The organism is Methylobacterium radiodurans (genome assembly GCF_003173735.1).
Lineage (GTDB): Bacteria > Pseudomonadota > Alphaproteobacteria > Rhizobiales > Beijerinckiaceae > Methylobacterium > Methylobacterium radiodurans.
On sequence record NZ_CP029551.1, the window covers coordinates 2,526,076 to 2,547,320 of the forward strand.

Genomic DNA, 21,245 nt, shown 5'->3' on the forward strand with positions numbered 1-21,245 from the left:
GCCGAAGGGTTTCCACCCTTCGGGATCCCAACGGGCGCACAAGGGATAGGCACCGCGACCGAACTCTCCTGGAGCCGATCCCATGCAGCTCACCGGCATCCACCACCTCACCGCGATCACCGCGCGGGCGGCCGACAACTTCGCCTTCTACACGCGGGTGCTCGGCCTGCGTCTCGTGAAGAAGACGGTCAACCAGGACGACGTCTCGGCCTACCATCTGTTCTACGCGGACGGACTGGCCTCGCCCGGCACCGACATCACATTCTTCGACTGGCCGGCGGCCCCTGAGCGCCGCGGCAGCAACAGCATCAGCCGCACGCATCTGCGGGTGCCCGCCGCCTCCATCGACTGGTGGCGCGCGCATCTCGGGCGCCAGGGCGTCGACCATGCGGCCCCGCTCGAGCGGGACGGCCGCCTCACCCTCGACTTCCAGGACCCGGAGGGCCAGCGCCTTGCGCTGGTGTCGGACGATGCCGATCCCGGCCATCCTTGGGCGGAGAGCCCCGTGCCGGCCGAGCACCAGGTCCGCGGGCTCGGGCCGATCCGCCTCTCCGTTCCGGCGCCGGAACGCACCGAGGCGGTGCTCACCGAGATCCTCGGCATGACGCACGACCGCAGCTTCGAGCTGCCCGAGGGGCCGGTGCGGGTGTTCCGGATGGGGGCGGGCGGCCCCGCCGCCGAGATCCAGCTCCTGCACGATCCCGCAGCACCCGCCCGGCAGGGCGCGGGCGCCGTCCATCACGTCGCCTTCCGCATCCCCGATGCGGACTACGGGGCCTGGGCCGACCGGCTGCGCCAGCGCCGGATGCCTTCGAGCGGGCCCGTGGACCGCTACTACTTCCGCAGCCTCTATTTCCGCGAGCCGAACGGCATCCTGTTCGAGATCGCCACCGACGGGCCCGGCTTCACGGCGGACGAGCCGCTGGAGCGCCTGGGCGAGAGGCTCGCGCTGCCGCCCTTCTTGGAGCCGCGGCGTGCCGAGATCGAGGCGGGTCTGACGCCGCTCTGAAGCGCGCCGCGCCGGCCAGGTTTTAAGAGTGATTCCAACTGGCTGAGCCCGGACGGGCCAGCGTGCCAGCTATGCCTTGACGCGGCTGCCGCAGGTGCGAGATAGCCCGCCACAAAGGGTATGAGAGAGATTCGGGGACAGATCCGTCCATGAGCAAGTTCTTCGAGGAGCGGGTGGTGTCGGTGCACCACTGGACCGACACGCTGTTCTCGTTCCGCACCACGCGCGATCCGGGCTTCCGCTTCCGCAACGGCGAGTTCACGATGATCGGCATCGAGGTCGAGGGCAAGCCGCTGCTGCGCGCCTACTCGGTGGTCTCGGCCAACTACGAGGAGGAGCTGGAGTTCTTCTCGATCAAGGTCCCGAACGGCCCGCTGACCAGCAAGCTCCAGCACCTCAAGGTCGGCGACCCGATCATCGTCGGCAAGAAGCCCACTGGCACGCTGGTTCTCGACAACCTGCTGCCGGGCCGTCACCTCTACCTGCTCGGTACCGGCACCGGGCTCGCGCCCTTCCTGTCGATCATCAAGGATCCGGAGACCTACGACCGCTTCGAGAAGGTCGTGCTCGTCCACGGCTGCCGGCAGGTGCAGGAACTGGCCTACGGTGAGACCATCACCGAGACGCTGCCCAAGCACGAGTTCCTGGGCGAGATGATCGCCAACCAGCTGATCTACTATCCCACCGTGACGCGCGAGCCCTTCCGCAACCGCGGCCGGATCACCGACCTGATCACCTCGGGCAAGCTGTTCGAGGATATCGGCCTGCCGCCGCTGTCCAACGAGGACGACCGGTTCATGCTGTGCGGGAGCCCCGAGATGATCCGCGACACCCGCGAGCTGCTCTCCGGCCGCGGGCAGGAAGAGGGCAACCACGGCGAGGCCGGCCACTACGTCATCGAGAAGGCCTTCGTCGAGAAGTAGACGCTTCTCGCGGGCCGGTGCGAGCGCCGGCCCTATCGCGCCCCGCGCTTCAGGTCCCCGTCGATCAGGAGCGCGCTCTTGCCGTCGAGGCGCGTGCGGTAGACCTGCAGGTTCTCCATTACGCGCTGCACGTAGTTGCGCGTCTCGGTGAAGGGGATGCGCTCCACCCAATCGACCACGTCCACCTCGCCTCGGCGTGGGTCGCCGTAGGCGTCGATCCACTTCTTCACGTTGCCGCCTCCCGCATTGTAGGCCGCGAAGGCGAGCACGTAGGAGCCGCGCCAATCCTCCATCAGCTCGCCGAGATGGGCCTGGCCCAGGCGCGCGTTGTAGGTCGGGTCGCTGGTCAGGCGATCCTGGTCGTAGGCGGCCGAGACGCGGCGCGCCGTGCGCTGCGCGGTCGCCGGCATCATCTGCATCAGGCCGCGCGCGCCGACCCCCGACTGGGCGCGCGGATCGAACTGGCTCTCCTGCCGGGCGATGGCGAAGACCATGGCGCGCTCCACCTGCGGCACCGCCGTGTAGGTCTCGTAGGTCGGGATACCGATCACCGGGTAGGCGTGGGCGTCGAGCGGCAGGCCGCGCTGCACCGCGAGCTTGCCGATGGCGACCAGCGCGCGCGGATCCTTCATCTCGACCGCGAGGTCACCGAGCGCCTGCAACTCGGCCGGGTCTGTCAGGCGCTGGGCCGTGTCGATGTAGAGCGGCAGCGCCAGCTCCTTCAGCGAGGCGGCGCCCAGCAGCTTCAGCGCCCGCACGCAGAGCCGGTCGTCGAAGGCCGCGCGGGCGGCGCCGTCGAGGTCGGCGGGCGCGCGCAGCGCCAGCCGTGTCTGGCCGAGCTTGGCCCGGGCGAGCTGCCCGTAATAGGCGATCGGCTGCTGCGCGGCCTTGGCGAAGAAGTCCTTGGCGGTCTCCGCCTGCCCGAGTGCCTCGGCGGCCCGGCCCTGCCAGTAGGCGGAGCGGGCGAGCGAGATCGGCGTCTCGGCGGCCCGGGCGGCCTCGGCGAAGTGCTGCGCGGCGGAGGCCGGGTCGCCCGCGAAGCGCAGCGCGATCCAGCCCGCGTGGAACTCGGCCTCGATGCGCTTCTCGGGCGTGCGTGCCGCGTGGCCGCCGGCCACCGCGTAGGCGGTTTTCGCGTCCCCAAGATCGAGGAGCTTGCGGGCGACGATGCGGCGCTCCACCCACCACTCGTCGCCGTCCACCAGCACCTCGGGGTTGGCCGGCGCCGTGGCGAGCACCGCGGCGGCCTCGGCCGGCTTGTCGGCGCGCCGGTGGTACTGGGCCTTGGAGAGGATGTAGGAGGCGTCGTTGCGCAGGGAGTGTGGCACGGCGGCGAGCGCCGCGGCCGCGCCCGAACTCTTGTCCTCGACCGCGCGGCGCGCCCGCACGAGGCTGGCGTAGGAGCCGCCCGCGTAGGCGGCGGCGCGGCCTGCGCTCTCCCAATCCTCCTTCAGGAGCGCCCGCTCCATGCGGTAGCGGTGATCGACCCGCGTGAGCGCGCCGGGAAAGGCGTCGAGCACCCGCGCTTCCAGGCTCTTGCCGAAGGTCTCGGAGCGCCAGAGGTCGCGCACGAGGTCGGCGGCGTCCGCCTCCAGGCCGTCCGCACGGAAGGCCAGCGCCAGGGCGAACTTGCCGGGCGCGCTCGCCGGACGCGCCGCGCCGAAATAAGCCCGCACGGTGGCCGGGCTCTTGCGCTCGGAGAGCAGGGCCTCCTCGGCCCGGCGGCGCAGTAGCGGGCCCGCCGGCCAGTCGGGGTTCTGCCGCGTGAAGGCGACGGTGCGCTCGAAGCCGATCCCGGCGCCCGCGCGGATCGCGATCCATTCGAGGAGCGCCTTCGCGGCCGGGTTCTCGAACTGGTCGCGCAGGCGGTCGCCGTCCGCGACCTTGCCCTTGCGGTAGAACTCGATCGCCTGCCTGAGCAGGGTCACGTCGGTGCCGCCGGCCTTCGCGGCGGCGGCCGGGTCCGGCACCTCGGGGAGGGGCGCGGGCGGCGAGACGCCGGCATCGGGCAGCGGGAAGACAACCGGCGCGTCGGGGTCCGCCGAGGCGTAAGCCGTCGTGCCGGCCGGCAGCTTCTGCGCGGGCCTGACGGATTCGTCCTCGGCGGTCTTCGGCTCGATCTTCAGGGCATCGGCCGCGGCGGGATCGATGACCTTGGTGTCCGGGAGCAGGGCCGAGGGGGCCGCCGCGTCCGTTGCGGGCGGCGTCGGCTGCGAGGCGGCCGGCGTGTCGGTGCCGCGCAGGTCCGGCGGGGCCCCGAGGGTGGTGCCGCCCGTCAGAGCGAGGCCGAGGAGCGCGGCGGTCGTGCGCGCGAGGGACATCGGGGACGCCAAGAAGCGGCTCATGGATCGGATCACTCCCTTCCACTCAAGCTTGCGGGAGTTGTCATGCCACAGGTTCCGGCCAAGCTCGTTAACACGTGCTTAACCGTGGCCCGGTGGATGTTTGCGCGGCGATTGCGGAAGCCCTATGTCTGCCGGCCGGCGCCGCGGTCGCGGTGCCGCACGGGAGGGACGGCGGGACCGTCCGGGACACGACACGATGACCGAGACAGCGCGCCGCCTCCGGGGCTCGATGACCGCCCTGGTCACCCCCTTCCGCGAGGGGGCCTTCGACGAGGCGGCCTTCCGAAAGTTCGTGAACTGGCAGGTCGAGCAGGGCACCCACGCCCTGGTGCCGACCGGGACCACCGGCGAGAGCCCGACCCTGACCCATGCCGAGCACGACCGGGTGGTCGAGGCCTGCATCGACGAGGCGCGGGGCCGGGTGCCGGTGATCGCGGGCGCGGGCTCGAACTCCACGGCCGAGGCGGTCGCGCGGGCCCGGCACGCGGAGCGGGCCGGCGCCGACGCGGTGCTCGTCGTCACGCCCTACTACAACAAGCCGACCCAAGACGGCCTCTACGCCCACTTCAAGGCGGTCAACGACGCGGTCGGCATCCCGATCATCATCTACAACATCCCGCCGCGCTCGGTGATCGACATGAGCGTCGAGACCATGGCGCGCCTCTACGAGCTCAAGAACATCGCCGGCGTGAAGGACGCCACGGCCAAGATCGACCGCGTCAGCGCCCAGCGCCAGGCGATGGGCGAGAGCTTCATCCAGCTTTCGGGCGAAGATGCGACGGCGCTCGGCTACAACGCGCAGGGCGGCCACGGCTGCATCTCGGTGGTGGCCAACGTGGCGCCGCGCCTCTGCGCCGACCTGCAGGAGGCGACGCTGTCGGGCGACTACGCCCGCGCGCTCCAGCTCCAGGACCGGCTCTTCCCGCTCCAGACCGGGCTCTTCGTCGAGTCGAACCCCTCGCCCGTGAAGTACGCGCTCGCGCGGCTCGGCCTGATGGGCGAGGATGTGCGCCTGCCGCTCGTGCCCGTCTCCGAGGGCACGCGCCGGATCGTCGACGCGGCGCTCCGCCATGCCGGGCTGATCGAGGGCTGAGACAAGGACGCCGATGGCCCCGAAGCCCGAACCGAAACGGCGCGTGGTCGCGGACAACCGCTCCGCGCGCTACCATTACGCGATCGAGGATACGCTCGAGGCCGGCATCTCGCTGACCGGCACCGAGGTGAAATCCCTGCGCAACGGCAAGGCGACGATCGGGGAGGCCTATGCGGGCCCCTCCGGTACCGACCTGATGCTGTTCAACGCCTACATCCCCGAATATCTCGAGGCGAACCGCTTCAACCACGACACCAAGCGCCCGCGCCGGCTCCTGCTGCACCGCCGCCAGATCGACAAGCTCCTCGGCGCGACCCAGCGCCAGGGCTACACGGTGGTTCCGCTGAAGATCTACTTCAACGAGAGCGGCCGGGCGAAGGTCGAGCTGGGCCTCGGCAAGGGCAAGCAGGCCCACGACAAGCGCGAGGCCGTGAAGGAGCGCGACTGGCAGCGCGACAAGGCGCGGCTGATGCGCGACAAGGGCTGAGGCGCGTCCAGGCCGAATCCACACCTGCGACGCTCTCCCTCCCTCACAGAGGGGGAGGGAGAACGCGAAGTGCGTACCGCCTACTCCCCGTCCGCCGGGTCGCCGGCCTGACGGATGCCGTAGCGGCTCTCCAGGCCCGGATTGGCGCGCGGGCCGCGGTCCACCGGTGCGCGGGCCGGGCGCTCGCCCGGGTCGCGGCCGATCTTCGGCATCAGCGAGGCGAGGTCGAGGAACTCGTCGGCCTGACGGCGCAGCTCGTCGGCGATCATCGCTGGCTGGGTCTGGATGGTAGAGACGACCGTCACCCGCACGCCGCGGCGCTGCATCGCCTCGACCAGAGAGCGGAAGTCGCCATCGCCCGAGAACAGCACCATGTGGTCGATGTGCGGGCTGAGTTCGAGCGCATCGATCGCCAGCTCGATATCCATGTTGCCCTTGAACCGGCGCCGGCCCATTGAGTCCGTGAATTCGCGCGCGGGCTTCGTGACGACGCGGTAACCGTTGTAGTCGAGCCAGTCGATCAGCGGACGGATCGAGGAGTATTCCTGATCCTCGACCATGGCCGTGTAGTAGAAGGCCCGCAGGAGGTTGTCGCGGCCCTGGAATTCCTTCAGCAGTCGCTTGTAGTCGATATCGAAGCCGAGGGCCTTGGTGGTGGCGTAGAGGTTGGCGCCATCGATGAAGAGCGCGCTGCGCTGCGTCGCGGTCATGGGAATCGCTTTCCGCTGAAAAGATGTCAGGTGATCGAAATAAACTTGAGGATTTTCTTCGCAATCATAGATGATCCTCCGTGAAGGGAGGATTGAGCAACGTGCCCGACGAGTCGCACGGACGATGTCGTCACTTCGCAGACGTCGAGATGCACGACGAAAACGTGTGCTGAGCATGACGACCGCTCCGATGCGAAGTCAAGCGCGGTCGATTTCCGGAGGCGTCGGTGCGGTCCGGTTCAGGGCTTGGGCATCGCCCGGCTGCCGGGCTTGACCGGCGGGATCGCGGCGAGTTCCGGTGGCAGGGCGTCGGCCGGATAGGCCGGGATGTCGAGGGCGACGAGCGAGAGGAGCGGGACGCCGATCTCACCGCGCCCGCCCGAGCGGTCGATCAGGCAGGCGGCGCCGACGATCTCGCCCGGTTCGCCCTGGATCGCCGCGAGGCACTCGCGGGCCGAGAGGCCTGTGGTGACGATGTCCTCCACGATCACCGCGCGCTGGCCGGCCGGGATCTGGAAGCCGCGCCGCAGCGTGAAGGGGCCGCCGGGCTCGCGCTCGACGAAGATCGCCCGAGCGCCGAGATGGCGGGCGGTCTCGTAGCCCGGCACGATGCCGCCGATGGCGGGCGAGACGACGATGTCGATCTGCCCGAAGCGTGCCCGGATCGCCTCGGCCAGCGCCCGGCACAGGCGCTCGGTGCGCGGCGGCTCGGAGAAGATCGCCATCTTCTGCAGGAAGACGGGCGAGCGCAGCCCGGAGCTGAGGATAAAGTGGCCCTCGAGGAGGGCACCCGCGTCGCGGAACTCGGCGAGGACGTCCTCGGAGCTCATGGGTGCGGAGGTAATTGCAGAGGTCATCGCGCGGCGCTCCGCTGGTCGTCCGATCGGCCAATCGTGCAAGGCCAGTCGTGCAAGGCCGGTCGTGCAAGGCCGGCTTGTGGCAGCGGGTCATCGGCGGCGCAAGGCTGCCGTCCTCGCCGCGCACGCCCGAATCGGCACCGTTCCGCTAACCTCGACGCCCATTCACCGGGACCAGACCCGTGTCCGCACCAGTGACCAAACCCATGCCCGTCAGCGGCCGGCGCGTTCTCGCGCTCGCGCTGCCGATGACGCTCGCCAACATCACGACCCCGATGCTCGGCCTCGTCGGCGCGACCGTGATCGGGAGGCTCGGCGACGCGGCTGCGCTCGGCGCCATCGCACTGGGCGCAGTGATCTTCGACGCGATCTTCTGGTCGTTCGGCGCGCTGCGCATGGCAACCGCCGGGCTGACCGCGCAGGCGGTGGGCGCGCGGGATGCCGCCGAGGTCGACCGCGCGCTCGCCCGGTCGCTCGTGGCCGGGCTCCTCGCCGGTCTCGCCCTGGTGCTGCTTCAGCTGCCGCTGGGGGCTCTCGCCTTCGCCATCAGCGGGGCGAGCGACGCGGTGCGGTCGGGCCTCGCGACCTATTTCCACATCCGGATCTTCTCGGCGCCCTTCGTGCTGGCAAACTTCGCCGTGCTGGGCTCGGTGCTCGGGCGAGGACGCACCGATCTCGGACTGCTGCTGCAGCTGGCGATCAACGCCGCCAACATCGTGCTGACCCTGGTCCTCGTGCTCGGCTTCGGGCTCGGCATCGCGGGCGCCGCGCTGGCGACGCTTGCCGCGGAGGCCTGCGGGCTGGCACTGGGCCTTCTGGTGCTGCGGAGGCTCGGCGCACGTCCGTTGCGGGTGCCGTTCGCCGAGATCCGCGATCCCACCGCGCTCCGCCGCACGCTCGCGGTGAATCTCGACGTGGTGATCCGCACGCTCGCGCTGGTGGCCGGCATCGTGCTGTTCTCGGCGCTGGGCGCCCGGCAGGGCGACTCGGTGCTCGCCGCCAACGCCGTCCTGTGGAATCTCTTCCTGATCGGGGGCTTCTTCCTCGACGGCTTCGCCACCGCCGCCGAGGCCCTGTGCGGGCAGGCGATCGGCTCCCGGGACGAGGCGGATTTCCGGAAAGCGTCCGCGCTGAGCCTGCGCTGGTGCCTCGGCTTCGGGATCGGCGTCAGCCTGATCGCGCTGGGGCTCGGGCACGCCTTCATCGACTTCGTGTCGACGAGCCCCGAGGTGCGCGCGGTCGCCTACCGCTACCTGCCGCTGGCCGCGCTCGCCCCCTTCGTGGCGGCGCTACCCTTCGCCTATGACGGCATCTATATCGGCGCGACCTGGACGCGGGCGATGCGCAACCTGATGCTCGGCGCGCTGGCGGCCTACTGCGCGACGCTCGCCCTCGTGCAGGGGCTCGGCCTGGGCAATACCGGCCTCTGGCTCGCCTTCCTGAGCTTTCTCGCCGCACGCGGGATCGGGCAGGCGCTCGCCTATCCGGGCCTCGCCCGCCGGACCTTCCCGGCCTGATCCTTCAGCGCGGGTCGGTCCAGCGCCGCCCGGTCGAACCGGTGCTGGCCGGCACGGGCTCGGCCGACACCGTCGGGGTCAGCGCGCCACGGGGCGCCGGCGCCATTCGCCGCGCCACCGGACGGACGGGGAGGGCGCTGCGGCGGGCGCGGGCCCGGCGATAGCGGCGCGGGCGCTCCGTCGAGGCGCCGACCACGCCGCCGACGATCGCGCCGGCCACGGCACCGATCGGGCCGCCGACGAGAGCACCCGCGACGGCGCCTGAGCCAACGCCGACCGTGGTATTGCTCGCAGCCGCCGCGGGCCGGGCCAGCGGCGCGGCAAGGAGGGCGGCAACAAACGCGGCGCGCGCGAAGCTGCCCAGAAGCGTCCTCATGGAAAGATCCCCCTGTGGATGGGAGCGCCCTTGCGGGTCGAAGGTGGCCGGAACGTGGCCGCAACCGGGACCCGTATCCGACCCGTCGGTATCAACGGCGCGCGATTCTTGCGCCCTGGACCTTCGACCGGTGGCGTCGGCGGAGCATTGCACTATGGTGCAGCGCACAGAACAGCGCGCCCTTCCGGGCCCATCCAGGCACGAGCCATGACCGACCTTCGCCTCCGCCGCAGCGTCCTCTACATGCCGGGCTCGAACGCCCGCGCCCTGGAGAAGGCGAAGACGCTGCCCGCCGACAGCCTGATCCTCGACCTCGAGGACGCGGTCGGGCCAGAGGAGAAGGAGCTCGCCCGCGAGCAGGTCTGCGCCGCGGTGAAGAACGGCGGTTACGGCGACCGGGAGCTTGTGATCCGCGTCAACGCGCCCCAGACCCCCTGGGGCGAGGCGGATCTGCGCGCCGCGATCGAGGCGCGACCGGACGCGATCCTGATGCCGAAGGTGTCCTCGCCGGCGGTGCTTGAGAGCATCGCCAACCACTTGGAGGCCCTCGACGCGCCCGAGGACATCGCCGTCTGGGCGATGATCGAGACGCCGGCCGCGATCCTCAACATCAAGGACATCGCGCAGGCTCGGCGCGACCGGCGCACCCGGCTCACCTGCTTCGTGCTGGGCACGAACGATCTGGCGAAGGACACCTGGGCACAGCTGGTTGCGGGCCGCGTGCCGATGCTGCCCTGGATCATGTTCGCCCTGGCCGCCGCGCGCGCCGAAGGCCTGACCATCCTCGACGGCGTCTGGAACGATATCGCCGACATCGAGGGCTGCCGCGTCGAGTGCCGCCAGTCGCGCGACCTCGGCTTCGACGGCAAGACGCTGATCCACCCGAACCAGCTGGAGCCCGCCAACACCTCGTTCGCCCCAACGGACGAGGAGGTCCGCCGCGCCCGCCTCGTGATCGAGGCCTTCGACAAGCCGGAGAACGCCCGGCGCGGCGCGATCAAGGTCGAGGGCCGCATGTACGAGCGCCAGCACATCAGCATGGCCAAGCGCGCGGTGACGTGGTCGGAGGCGATCGCCGCGAAGGGGTACTGAAGACGGGCGGCTCTCACCCCTCGGTCAGGAGGCCGAGGAAAAGCGGACGCGCGAACAGGTCGGCCGCGTTCTCCGCCTCGGCCGCGGGGCACCAGCGCCGCAGGTCGGAGGCTGCGTCGATCACGCTGCTCACCACCTGGGCGGCGATCGTCGGGTCGACGGGCCGGATGGAGCCGTCCGCCACGCCGTCGCAGATCGGGAAGGCGAGCCGCTCCCACAGGCGCCGCAGCCGCGCCGGAACCTCCGCCCGCAGGCCCTCCGGCAGCGCGCCCACGGCCGCGCAGCGGAGCAGCGGACCACCCGCCTCGAACTGGTGCCGGATCAGCGCCCTGGCGCAGGCGGTGAGCCGGTCCCAGCCGGGGCCCCCACGTGCCTCGGCCGCCGCCTGCTCGGCGCGCAGCACATCGAAGGTGCGCTCGAAGCAGCTGGCGACGAGGTCGTCCTTGTTGTCGTTGTGGTGGTAGAATGAGCCCTTGGTCACGCTGAGCCGGGCCGAGATCTTCTCGACCGAGGCACCACGATAGCCCTCCTCGTTGATGAGGGCGGTCGCCGCGCGCAGGAAGGGCTCGGTCGGGCCCTCGCCGGCGGCCGCCAGCGGTGGCTCGGTCTCGGGCCAGCGGCTGCCCGGCCCGGCGAGGCCACCGAGCAGGATGTCGGCCACGCGCTCGGCCACGCGCCCGTAATCCTGGGGCTCGTAGCGGTCGATCCAGAGGCGGACCGTGTGCACGACCGAGAGCACGAGGTGGGTCCGCGCGTTGCGCTCCGGCCGGCCGAGATCGACGCTCTCGGGGACGAACAGCCCGCGGGCGCGCCGGAACAACCCGTTGTAGGCCGCGAACACCGCCTCGCTCTGCGGGCTCGGCAGCGCCATCAGCTCGGCGAGGCGGACCTGTGGCCGCTCCGCCCCCGTCTCGATCGCCGCGAGGCCGCGGAAATAGGAGGCCAAGAAGACGCGCAGACGCGCGGCCGGATCCTCCGCACGCGCCGCCTCGTCGAGCAGGGCGCCGTGCCAGTCCAGGCTGCGCAGGTAGCAGGCGGCCGCCAGATCCTCCTTGCGCCGGTAATAGTAGGTGATGCTGTTGGTGACGAGGCCGACGCTCGCCGCCACGTCAGTCAGGGCGGTCCCGCGCACGCCGCGGGCGTTGAAATGCCCCACCGCCGCGTCGAGAATCATCTGTCGTTTGGCGGCGTAGCGCTTGGTCACGCGCGGCACCGGGGCGGCCCTGTCCGTCATCGCCCGGGTTGAGCACGGCGCGACCCGGCCGGCAAGGCGGGCACGATCGCGTGAAACTGAGCCGGCAGGATGCGCGTTTTCGAAAGTGCGGTATTGTCTGGAGTGGGTCCTACGTGGCTTGCCCGCGGGACGAACGCGCAATTTCGCGCCGGATCCCCACTCTCTCGCAGAAGTTTTCGAGGGCAGTGGGGGGCTTTCGTGGAATCCGACATTGGACTCATGGCTGATGCAGCAAAACCACATTGAATGGGCATTCCAGTTTTTTGTGGTTGCGGTCCGTCAGCACGGCCTTAACCTGACTCTCCCATGCTGATGCTGCCGACCACGGCGTTCGCGCCGAATCCTCAAACCGTTCCGGCCCTCGCGGCCGGCGGCCCGCCGACGGGTGCTCGTCCCATGCTGTACGACGCGTTCCAGGTTCAGGCGGATCTCGCCCAGCAGACGCGCGCCTGGGGCCAAATCCTGCACGACGCGGTGTCGCCCTGGGCAGCCTTCGGCGGCCCGATGAGTTGGTGGTCGGCCGGCGCTCAGATGATGATGCGGACGGGCATGCGCTTCGCACGCCCGAGCTTCGGCCTCGACAGCGTGCGCGTCGGCAACCGCGACGTCCCGGTGATCGAGGAGGCGACCTTCGCCACGCCCTTCGGCACGCTCCTGCACTTCCGCAAGGACGTGGACACCCCGCAACCGAAGCTCCTCGTCGTCGCGCCGCTCTCGGGCCATTTCGCGACGCTGCTGCGCGGCACGGTCCGCGCCCTCCTGCCCGATCACGACGTCTACATCACGGACTGGCACAACGCCCGCGACGTGCCGCTCTCGGCCGGTCCCTTCGCCTTCGACGACTACGTCGAGCATCTCGTGCGCTTCATGGGCGTACTGGGCGAGGGGGCGCACATGCTCGCCGTCTGCCAGCCCGCCGTGCAGGCGCTGGCCGCCGCCGCCGTGATGGCGCAGACCCGCGACCCGGCCGCTCCCCGCTCGCTCACCGTGATGGCCGGCCCGGTGGACTGCCGGATCAACCCGACCGTCGTCAACGAGCTCGCCACCTCGAAGCCGATTGGGTGGTTCGAGCAGAACCTGATCGCGACGGTGCCGCGGCGGCACAAGGGCGCGGGCCGGCGCGTCTATCCGGGCTTCATCCAGCTCTCGGCCTTCATGTCGATGAACATGAAGCGCCACGTCGACGGGCACACGGACCTGTTCTGGCACAAGGTCAACGGCGATGCCGAGAAGGCCGCCGTGATCGAGAATTTCTACGACGAGTACTTCGCCGTGCTCGACCTGCCGGCGGAGTTCTACCTCCAGACGGTCGAGACCGTGTTCCAGGACTACACGCTGGCGAAGAACCAGCTCACCTTCCGCGGCGAGCCCATCGACATGCGCTCCGTGCGGCGCACCGCCCTGATGACCGTCGAGGGCGAGCGCGACGACATCTGCTCGGTCGGCCAGACCATGGCGGCGCACGACCTGTGCACGGGCCTGCCGCCCCACATGAAGGCCCACCACCTCCAGGCGGGCGTCGGCCATTACGGCGTGTTCTCGGGCAAGAAGTGGGAGCAGCAGATCTACCCGCAGGTGCGCAACTTCATCGCCGCGCACGCCTGAGGGCGCCGCCGTCCCCGGCGAAGGGCTGGCGCCATGTGGGGCACCGGCCCTGGGCGGATTTGACCCGCTGGCCGCGCCCCGCCACCATGCTAGCCTTCCGGTCCGCCCGGATCCGGGCGTGCGGGTGCTGACCCATCGGAGCGGCGGGACGACGACGGCGTGGAACCAAGATCCCAGCACGATGCCGGCCTGACCATCGCGGCGCGTCTCGACCGGCTCGTTGCCCGAGCGCGCGCGGCGGGCCTCTGGGAACGGGCCTGGCCCGTGCTCTGGCGCGGCCTCGGCGTCCTTCTCGCCTTCGCGGTTGTGTCGTGGCTCGGGTTCTGGCTCGATCTCGGGCCGGTCGGCCGGATGGCGGGCGTCGCGCTCTTCGCGCTCGCCCTGATCGCCGCGCTCCTCCCTCTTCTGCGCCTCGCGCGCCTGAGCCGCGCCGAGGCCCTGGCCCGGCTCGACCGCGAGGCGGCCCGGCGCGATCCGGCTTTGCGCCACGGTCCGGCCTCGGCGGCCGAGGACAGGCTGGCGGTCGGCGCCGCGGATCCCGCCACCCGCGCCCTCTGGGAGTTGCACCAGCGCCGCGCGGCGGAGGCGGTCGCGCGCCTGCGCGTCGGCCTGCCGCGGCCGATGATGCCGCGCCAAGATCCTTACGCGCTCCGGGCCGCCCTCGCGGTCGCGGCGGTTGCGAGCCTGTTCGTCGCGGGGCCCGAGTGGCGCGAACGGCTGGGCTCCGCCTTCGACTGGCGCCGGCCGCCGGCCGCGGCGCCGAACTACCGCATCGACGGCTGGATCGACCCGCCGCTCTACACCCGCACCCCGCCGCTCCTCGTCGCCCTGTCCGAGGCCGAGCAGCGCCTGCGCGCGCCGTTCAATTCCCAGCTCGTGGTGCGCATCGCGGGCGAGAACCGCGCCGCCGCCGAGACCGTCCTGACGCCCGATGCCGGCCTGAAACCCGTGCCCGGCAAGGAGGCGCGCCCGGACCTGCGCGAGGACCGCTTCCAGCTCGTCGGGCCGCGCGCCGCCCTCACCCTCGCCACGCCCGCGGGCGAGCGCCGCCTCGTGATCGAGACCATTCCCGACAACCCGCCGGAGATCCGCGACGTCGGCACGCCGGAGGTGAACGGGCGCGGCACGTTCAACCTCGGCTACCGGGCGCGCGACGATTACGGCCTCGCCTCCGCGGACGGGATCGTCGAGCCGCTGAAGCCCGGCCGCGCGCTCGTGCCGCCGCCGCGGATCGCGCTGGCCCTGCCGCCGGACGCCAGCGGCGAGAGCGAGGCGAAGACGCTGGTCGATCTCACCGACAATCCCTGGTCCGGGGCGCGGGTGCGCTTCACCCTCGTGGTCAGGGACGAGGCCGGCCAGGAGGCGCGCTCCGTCCCGGTCGAGATGGTGCTGCCGGCCCGCCCCTTCCGCGACCCGCTCGCCCGCTCGTTCGCCGAGGAGCGCCGCCGCCTCGTCACCGGTCCGGACGAGGGCCGGCCCCGGGTGCAGACGGCGCTGGACGCCCTGCTGATCGCGCCGGACACTTTCGGGGTCCGGCCCGCGATCTTCCTCGGGCTGAAGACCGCCGCCGGGCGCCTGCGCGCCGCGCGGGACGAGCCCGGTCTCACGGAGGTCGCCGACCTTCTCTGGGAGATGGCCCTGAAGATCGAGGACGGCGACCTCTCGGACGCCGAGAAGCAGCTGCGCCAGGCCCAGGACCGCCTGAAGGAGGCGGTGGAGCGCAGCGCGCCGGACGAGGAGATCCAGCGCCTGACCCAGGACCTGAAGCAGGCGTTAGACAAGTTCCTGAAGGAGATGGCCCAGCGCCAGAGCAAGGAACCGCGCCAGCAGCAGCAGGGCGAGCGCAACGGCCAGCAGAAGAGCGTGACGCCCGACGACCTCGACAAGATGCTGAAGGACATGGCCGAGGCGATGAAGCGCGGCGACACCGCCGAGGCCCAACGCCTGATGGAGCAGCTGCGCAACATCCTGGAAAACCTCCAGACGGCGGAGCAGGGGGGCAAGTCCGATCAAGCCGGCCGCGAGATGCGCAAGCAGATGCAGGAGCTCGACCAGATGTCGCGCGACCAGCAGCAGCTGCGCGACGAGACGTTTCGCGACGGCCAGGACAAGCAGCAGGGCCAGCGCCCGCGCGACCGCGGCCAGCAGGGGCAGCAACAGGGTCAACCGGGCGGGCAACAGGGGCAGCAAGGCCAGCGCAGCCCCGGCCAGCAGGGACAGCAGGGCGAGCGCGGCCAGGGCCAGCAGGGTGGCAGCGCGGGCGACCGCCAGCAGGCGCTGCGCCAGCGCCTGGAGGACGTGCAGCGCCGCATGAAGGAGAACGGCATGAAGGGCGAGGACGGGCTCGCCGATGCCGAGGAGGCCATGCGCGAGGCCGAGAACGCCCTGCGCCAAGGCCGCGAGGGCGACGCCGTGGACGCGCAGGGGCGCGCTCTCGACGGGCTGAAGCGCGGCGCCGAGGGCATGCAGCAGCAGATGCAGGAGATGGCCGAGGCGGAGGGCCAGGGCCAGGGCGAGCAGCCCGAGGGCCAGCAGCCGGGCCAGCAGGGTAAGGCGGGCTCCCGCGAGGACGACCCGCTCGGCCGCCCGACCAAGGGCCGCGACATGTCCGATGGACGCGTGCGCGTGCCGGGCGCCGACGAGTCGGCGGTCCAGCGGGCGCGGCGGATCATGGAAGAGCTGCGGCGCAAGCTCGGTGACCCGACCCGATCCCGGGAAGAGCTGGACTATTTCGAGCGGCTGCTGCGCCGCAACTGACGGGACCGCCGCGAGCGTCTATGGGAGGCGCTTGCGCACGAACCGGATCACCTCACATGTCCGCCAACACCCTGGTCCTGATCGCCTGCGGCGCCGTCGCCGTCGTTTTGCTGCTCGGCCTCGTCAACATGCTGCGCGGCGGCAGCGCCAACCTCTCGCAGAAGCTGATGCGTCTGCGCGTGCTGCTGCAGTTCATCGCCATCGTGATCATCATGGGCGTGGTCTGGTGGCGCGCAGCGTGAGCCGGGGGCGGCCCCTGTGACGGTGTGACCCCCACGCCGCACCACCCGACAATCACGCACGCGGCGGTTGTTTCATGGATTGCCGCGCGTCGAGGGGACCAAGCGTCGTGGTAGGCAGGTACGGCTCAACTGGACCGGTTCCCCATGCTGCCCACGCTCCGCACCTGTCTCGCCGGCGGCCTCGCCCTCGCGGCCCTTCCCGTCACGGCTGCGGATCTGCTCCCGGCGCGCGCGCCCGCTCCGGTCTACGCCGCGCCGGTGCAGCCGCTCAGCATCGTCTCCGAGATCCGCATCGGCGGCGCGGTTCAGGATCCGGGCAGCGCGGAGGGCAAAGCCCGCGGTTTCTCCACCACGAACGTCAACGGCGAGATCCTGTTCGCCAAGCCGGTGCTGAGTCTCGATCCGTTCTGGCAGGCCTTCGTGCCGCGCCCCACGGTCGGCGGCAGCTACAACACGGGCGGCCGCACCAGCTACGCCTATCTCGGCGCCACCTGGACGGTCGACATCTTCCCCGAGCTGCTGAACCGCCGCGTCTTCATCGAGGGCTTCTTCGGTGCCGCGGCCCACAACGGCTACACGGGCCCGAAGGCGGGGACGCCCTACGGCTTCAACACGCTGGGTTGCAACCCGCTCTTCCGCGAGGCCGCAGCGCTGGGCTTCCGCATCACCGAGCGCCTGAGCATCATGGCGACGATCGAGCACATGTCGAACGCCGGCCTATGCGACAACAATCGCGGCCTGACGAATTACGGCGGCAAGATCGGCTACACATTCTGATCGTCGTCCGATCCCTGCCCGAGGTGCGCCCGTGGTCAAGCTGAACCGGATCTACACGCGCACAGGGGACAAGGGCACCACGGCGCTGGCCGACGGGCAGCGCCGCTCCAAAGCCGATCTCAGGGTCGAGACCTACGGTACGGTCGACGAGACCAATGCCTGCATTGGATTGGCGCGGTTGCACGCCGAGCCTCGGCTCGACGCGATGCTCGCCGCTATCCAGAATGACCTGTTCGATCTCGGCGCCGACCTCGCGACGCCGCCGACGCCCGAGCCGCTGCCCTACGAGCCGCTGCGCGTGGTGGCCGCACAGGTGAAGCGGCTCGAGGACGACATCGACGCCCTGAACGCGGTGATCCCGCCGCTGAAATCCTTCGTGCTGCCGGGCGGATCGCCGGCCGCGGCCGCGCTCCATTTGGCCCGCACGGTCTGCCGCCGGGCCGAGCGCCTCGCCGTGCAGCTCGCCGCGAGCGAGGGCGAGACGGTCTCGGCGGAAGCACTGCAATACCTCAACCGGCTCTCGGATTTCCTGTTCGTAGCGAGCCGCGCGGCAAACGGCGACGGTGCCGACGACGTGCTCTGGGTTCCGGGCAAGAACCGCTGAACCAGAGCCGCTGATCCGGCGCCGCGACGCCGTACCGCTCCCCCCAAATTCCCTGGACCGGGGACCGCCCGGCTTTTCGAAAGCGGGTCTTTCGCGCCGCGTTGACAAGGCGGAAATGTGGCCGCTACGGTCCGCGCCCTGTGCCGGCCGCGAGGCGTCCCTGGAGGATGCGTCGCGCCCGCGCGTCAGCAGCGAAGAAGTCCCGCGGAGGAAGTTGGCCCCCATGAAGGTTCTGGTGCCCGTCAAGCGGGTCGTCGACTACAACGTGAAGATCCGCGTGAAGGCCGACGGATCGGGCGTTGAGCTCGCCAACGTGAAGATGTCGATGAACCCCTTCGACGAGATCGCGGTCGAGGAGGCGATCCGTCTGAAGGAGAAGGGCAAGGTCACCGAGATCGTCGCCGTCTCGATCGGCCCGCAGCAGGCGCAGGAGACCCTGCGCACGGCCCTCGCCATGGGCGCCGACCGCGCCATCCTGATCAAGACCGACGTGAGCTGCGAGCCGCTGGCGGTGGCCAAGCTCCTCAAGGCCGTGGTCGAGAAGGAAAGTCCCGAACTCGTCATCCTCGGCAAGCAGGCGATCGACGACGATTCCAACCAGACCGGCCAGATGCTCGGCGCGCTCCTCGGCTGGCCGCAGGGCACCTTCGCGTTCAAGCTGGAGGTCGGCGACGGCTCGATCGACGTGACCCGCGAGGTCGATGGCGGCCTCCAGACGGTGGCGCTCCAGCTGCCGGCCATCGTCACGACGGACCTGCGCCTCAACGAGCCGCGCTACGCCTCGCTCCCCAACATCATGAAGGCGAAGAAGAAGCCGCTGGAGGAGCTCGCGCCCGACGCCCTCGGTGTGGACGTCACCCCGCGCCTGACGGTCCTGAAGACCGCCGAGCCCCCGGGCCGCTCGGCCGGCGTCAAGGTCGGCTCGGCCTCCGAGCTGGTGCAGAAGCTCAAGGTCGAGGCCGGCGTCTTCTGACGCCGCCGGCCCGCACAGGGCCGCGACCGCCACCGGGCCCGGCTTCACGTCGCGGCCCGGATCCCATCGCCGGCAGGCCGCCGTACGGCGCCGCCTAGAAGCTCAGGATCGCCCGCATGACAACGCTTCTGTACGTCGAGCACGCCAACGGCCAGATCAAGGACGGCTCTCTGAAGGCGCTGACCGCCGCCAAGGAACTGGGCCAGCCCGTCCACGCCCTGGTGCTGGGCTCGGGCTCGAAGGCGGCGGCCGAGGCCGCGGCCAAGCTCGACGGCGTCGAGAAGGTGCTCAACTCCGAGGAGAGCCTCTACGACCACGACCTCGCCGAGCCCGTGGGCGCGCTGATCGCGGCGATCGCCGAGCCCTACGAGGCGATCGTGGCGGCGGCCACCACCACGGGCAAGAACGTTCTGCCGCGCGCCGCCGCGCTCCTCGACGTCGCGCAGGTCTCCGACATCATCAAGGTGGTCTCGCCCGACACGTTCGAGCGGCCGATCTACGCCGGCAACGCGATCCAGACCGTGCAGGCGCCGGGCCCGAAGCGGGTGATCACGGTGCGGACCGCGGCCTTCAAGCCGGCAGGCGAGGGCGGCGCGTCCGCCGCCGTCGAGGCCGTCTCGGCCGCCGCGCCGGAGGCCGGCGGCTCGTCGTTCAAGGGCGAGGAGATCGCCAAGTCCGACCGTCCGGAACTGGCCTCGGCCAAGTTCATCGTGTCGGGCGGCCGCTCGCTGGGATCGGCCGAGAAGTTCAGGGAGCTGATCGAGCCGCTGGCCGACGCGCTCGGCGCCGCGGTCGGCGCCTCGCGCGCGGCGGTCGATGCCGGCTACGCCCCGAACGACTGGCAGGTCGGCCAGACCGGCAAGGTCGTGGCCCCCGACCTCTACGTGGCCGTCGGCATCTCGGGCGCGATCCAGCACCTGGCCGGCATGAAGGACTCGAAGGTGATCGTGGCGATCAACAAGGACGAGGACGCGCCGATCTTCCAGGTGGCCGATTACGGCCTCGTGGGCGACCTGTTCCAGGTGGTGCCGGACTTGCAGGCCGAGATCGCCAAGGCGAAGGACTGATCGCGGAGCGGCCGGCACCCTCGGACGGTCCGGACGGAACGCGGCGCCGCCGGAGGAACCCTCCGGCGGCCAGCGCGCGTGATCGGTCGGGCGCACGCCGAGGGTTTCGCCGGTCCGCGAACGCGGGCTAGAAGACTTCTGGATCACGGGGCGGCCGGCGCGTCGCGGCTCTCGTGTTCCAAACGGGTCGGCCATCGGTCCGGCTGCGGGGAAGGACTCGGATCGGGACATGACTATCGACATCAATCGGGTCGGCATCATCGGCGCGGGACAGATGGGCAGCGGGATCGCGCAGGTCTGCGCGGCCGCGGGCCTCGACGTGCGCCTGAACGACCGCGAGGCGGACCGGATTGAGGCGGGGCTGGGCACCATCGACGCCAGCCTCGCCAAGCTCGTCTCGAAGGGCGCGATCGACGAGGCGACCAGCCGGAGCGCGCGCGAGCGGATCAAGCCGGCGCGCAGCTTCGCGGATCTCGGCGACTGCGACCTCGTGATCGAGGCGGCCACCGAGAACGAGGCGGTCAAGCGCGAGATCTTCTCGACGCTCTGTGCCTCGCTGAAGCCCGACGCGGTGGTGGCGACCAACACCTCGTCGATCTCGATCACGCGGCTCGCCGCCGCGACCGACCGCCCCGAGCGCTTCATCGGCATCCATTTCATGAACCCGGTGCCGGTGATGCAGCTCGTGGAGCTGATCCGCGGCATCGCGACCGAGGACCAGACCTACGAGTCCGCCAAGGCCTTCATCGCCAAGCTCGGCAAGACCTCGACCATGTCCGAGGACTTCCCGGCCTTCATCGTCAACCGCATCCTGCTGCCGATGATCAACGAGGCGATCTACACGCTCTACGAGGGCGTGGGCTCTGTCGAGTCGATCGACACCGCCATGCGGCTCGGCGCGAACCACCCGATGGGCCCGCTCCAGCTCGCCGACTTCATCGGCCTCGACACCTGCCTGTCGGTGATGCAGGTCCTCTACGACGGGCTGGCCGACTCGAAGTACCGCCCGTGCCCGCTCCTGGTGAAATACGTCGAGGCCGGCTGGCTCGGCCGCAAGACCAAGCGCGGCTTCTACGATTACCGCGGGCCGACGCCCGTGCCGACGCGCTGAGCCGCATCGACCATCCACCGACACGAGAGAGGCCGGGACGCTGGCGCGTCCCGGCCTCTCTCGTGTCGGTCGGAGGGGAGGGCGGCCTGGGCGCCCCCGCCCGCCTTACTTCGGCTGGGCCGGGTTGGCGCTCGGCTGCGAAGGCTGCGGATAGGCCGGGTTCTCGGCCGGCACGTTGCCGGAATTGGCCGAGGACGGCGCGTTGGACTTGCCGTTGACCGAGCCGGTCACCTCCTGCCGCGAGGCGTCCTGGCTCTGGCTGGCATAGTCCTTCGGCGCGTTGGCACCGTTCCACATCATCAGGCCGACGAGCGCCACGGCGAGCAGCGCAAGGCTCCCGAGGAGCACGCCGAGCACCGGCTTGCCGCGCTCGCCCTGGCGGGCTTCAGTCTTGTTCAGGTTCTCGGTCATGCTTTTCCTCGCTCGCGTGCCGCGCCGATACTTCGGGCGGCGGCTGCCCAATGGA

At 70.9% G+C, this 21,245-nt stretch carries 20 protein-coding genes; 14 read left to right on the forward strand and 6 right to left on the reverse strand.

Annotated features, from left to right (window positions below):
* Positions 1-82: 82 nt before the first annotated feature.
* Complete coding sequence (locus DK427_RS11680; protein ID WP_109951404.1) at positions 83-1,009, forward strand: ring-cleaving dioxygenase; 927 nt, start codon at positions 83-85, stop codon at positions 1,007-1,009.
* A 149-nt stretch (positions 1,010-1,158) separates the two neighbouring features.
* Entirely contained in the window at positions 1,159-1,932 is a 774-nt protein-coding gene (locus DK427_RS11685) for a ferredoxin--NADP reductase (RefSeq protein ID WP_109951405.1), read from the forward strand.
* Positions 1,933-1,964: 32 nt separating this feature from the next.
* On the opposite strand, the gene DK427_RS11690 is transcribed toward DK427_RS11685, so the two are convergent.
* Positions 1,965-4,277, reverse strand: a complete 2,313-nt coding sequence (locus DK427_RS11690) for a lytic transglycosylase domain-containing protein (RefSeq protein WP_425452583.1) — start codon at positions 4,275-4,277, stop codon at positions 1,965-1,967.
* Positions 4,278-4,473: 196 nt separating this feature from the next.
* On the opposite strand from DK427_RS11690, the gene dapA reads away from it, so the two are divergent.
* Both dapA and smpB read left to right on the forward strand, forming a co-directional pair.
* Positions 4,474-5,370, forward strand: a complete 897-nt coding sequence (dapA, locus tag DK427_RS11695) for a 4-hydroxy-tetrahydrodipicolinate synthase (protein WP_109951407.1) — start codon at positions 4,474-4,476, stop codon at positions 5,368-5,370.
* A 13-nt stretch (positions 5,371-5,383) separates the two neighbouring features.
* Entirely contained in the window at positions 5,384-5,857 is a 474-nt protein-coding gene (smpB, locus tag DK427_RS11700; protein WP_109951408.1) for an SsrA-binding protein SmpB, read from the forward strand.
* An 80-nt stretch (positions 5,858-5,937) separates the two neighbouring features.
* Here smpB and DK427_RS11705 read toward each other — a convergent pair whose 3' ends face one another.
* Both DK427_RS11705 and pyrE read right to left on the reverse strand, forming a co-directional pair.
* The gene (locus tag DK427_RS11705; RefSeq protein ID WP_109951409.1) at positions 5,938-6,567 is read right to left on the reverse strand and encodes a LabA-like NYN domain-containing protein; all 630 of its coding nucleotides are present in this window, start codon (positions 6,565-6,567) and stop codon (positions 5,938-5,940) included.
* A 239-nt stretch (positions 6,568-6,806) separates the two neighbouring features.
* The gene (gene pyrE / locus DK427_RS11710) at positions 6,807-7,397 is read right to left on the reverse strand and encodes an orotate phosphoribosyltransferase (RefSeq protein WP_109951410.1); all 591 of its coding nucleotides are present in this window, start codon (positions 7,395-7,397) and stop codon (positions 6,807-6,809) included.
* 233 nt (positions 7,398-7,630) lie between these two features.
* Between pyrE and DK427_RS11715 the strand changes: the two genes are divergently transcribed.
* Entirely contained in the window at positions 7,631-8,941 is a 1,311-nt protein-coding gene (locus tag DK427_RS11715) for an MATE family efflux transporter (protein WP_109951411.1), read from the forward strand.
* Positions 8,942-8,945: 4 nt separating this feature from the next.
* Here DK427_RS11715 and DK427_RS27085 read toward each other — a convergent pair whose 3' ends face one another.
* The gene (locus DK427_RS27085; RefSeq protein ID WP_245930899.1) at positions 8,946-9,317 is read right to left on the reverse strand and encodes a hypothetical protein; all 372 of its coding nucleotides are present in this window, start codon (positions 9,315-9,317) and stop codon (positions 8,946-8,948) included.
* Between the two features lie 207 nt (positions 9,318-9,524).
* On the opposite strand from DK427_RS27085, the gene DK427_RS11725 reads away from it, so the two are divergent.
* A complete protein-coding gene (locus DK427_RS11725) occupies positions 9,525-10,409 on the forward strand; it encodes an HpcH/HpaI aldolase/citrate lyase family protein (RefSeq protein ID WP_109951412.1) in 885 nt (294 codons plus the stop codon).
* Positions 10,410-10,422: 13 nt separating this feature from the next.
* Here the strand turns inward: DK427_RS11725 and DK427_RS11730 are convergent, their stop codons facing one another.
* A complete protein-coding gene (locus DK427_RS11730) occupies positions 10,423-11,643 on the reverse strand; it encodes a TetR/AcrR family transcriptional regulator (protein ID WP_109951413.1) in 1,221 nt (406 codons plus the stop codon).
* A gap of 396 nt (positions 11,644-12,039) precedes the next feature.
* On the opposite strand from DK427_RS11730, the gene DK427_RS11735 reads away from it, so the two are divergent.
* The 8 genes from DK427_RS11735 (at position 12,040) to DK427_RS11770 (ending at position 20,779) form a co-directional block, all read left to right on the forward strand.
* A complete protein-coding gene (locus DK427_RS11735; RefSeq protein ID WP_109954122.1) occupies positions 12,040-13,248 on the forward strand; it encodes a polyhydroxyalkanoate depolymerase in 1,209 nt (402 codons plus the stop codon).
* A 159-nt stretch (positions 13,249-13,407) separates the two neighbouring features.
* Positions 13,408-16,005 carry a TIGR02302 family protein gene (locus DK427_RS11740; RefSeq protein ID WP_109951414.1) on the forward strand — a complete coding sequence of 866 codons (2,598 nt, stop codon included), beginning with the start codon at positions 13,408-13,410 and terminating at the stop codon, positions 16,003-16,005.
* Between the two features lie 56 nt (positions 16,006-16,061).
* Positions 16,062-16,247, forward strand: a complete 186-nt coding sequence (locus DK427_RS11745; protein WP_109951415.1) for a twin transmembrane helix small protein — start codon at positions 16,062-16,064, stop codon at positions 16,245-16,247.
* Positions 16,248-16,391: 144 nt separating this feature from the next.
* The gene (locus tag DK427_RS11750) at positions 16,392-17,024 is read left to right on the forward strand and encodes an acyloxyacyl hydrolase (RefSeq protein ID WP_109951416.1); all 633 of its coding nucleotides are present in this window, start codon (positions 16,392-16,394) and stop codon (positions 17,022-17,024) included.
* A 31-nt stretch (positions 17,025-17,055) separates the two neighbouring features.
* Positions 17,056-17,628 (forward strand): cob(I)yrinic acid a,c-diamide adenosyltransferase, encoded by a 573-nt coding sequence (locus DK427_RS11755; protein ID WP_109951417.1) that lies wholly within the window; start codon positions 17,056-17,058, stop codon positions 17,626-17,628.
* A gap of 223 nt (positions 17,629-17,851) precedes the next feature.
* On the forward strand, positions 17,852-18,601 hold the full coding sequence (locus tag DK427_RS11760; RefSeq protein ID WP_109951418.1) for an electron transfer flavoprotein subunit beta/FixA family protein: 750 nt from the start codon (positions 17,852-17,854) through the stop codon (positions 18,599-18,601).
* A gap of 116 nt (positions 18,602-18,717) precedes the next feature.
* Positions 18,718-19,668, forward strand: a complete 951-nt coding sequence (locus tag DK427_RS11765; protein WP_109951419.1) for an electron transfer flavoprotein subunit alpha/FixB family protein — start codon at positions 18,718-18,720, stop codon at positions 19,666-19,668.
* A gap of 229 nt (positions 19,669-19,897) precedes the next feature.
* The gene (locus tag DK427_RS11770; RefSeq protein WP_109951420.1) at positions 19,898-20,779 is read left to right on the forward strand and encodes a 3-hydroxybutyryl-CoA dehydrogenase; all 882 of its coding nucleotides are present in this window, start codon (positions 19,898-19,900) and stop codon (positions 20,777-20,779) included.
* Positions 20,780-20,884: 105 nt separating this feature from the next.
* Here DK427_RS11770 and DK427_RS11775 read toward each other — a convergent pair whose 3' ends face one another.
* The gene (locus DK427_RS11775) at positions 20,885-21,190 is read right to left on the reverse strand and encodes a hypothetical protein (protein ID WP_109951421.1); all 306 of its coding nucleotides are present in this window, start codon (positions 21,188-21,190) and stop codon (positions 20,885-20,887) included.
* Between the last annotated feature and the right edge of the window lie 55 nt (positions 21,191-21,245).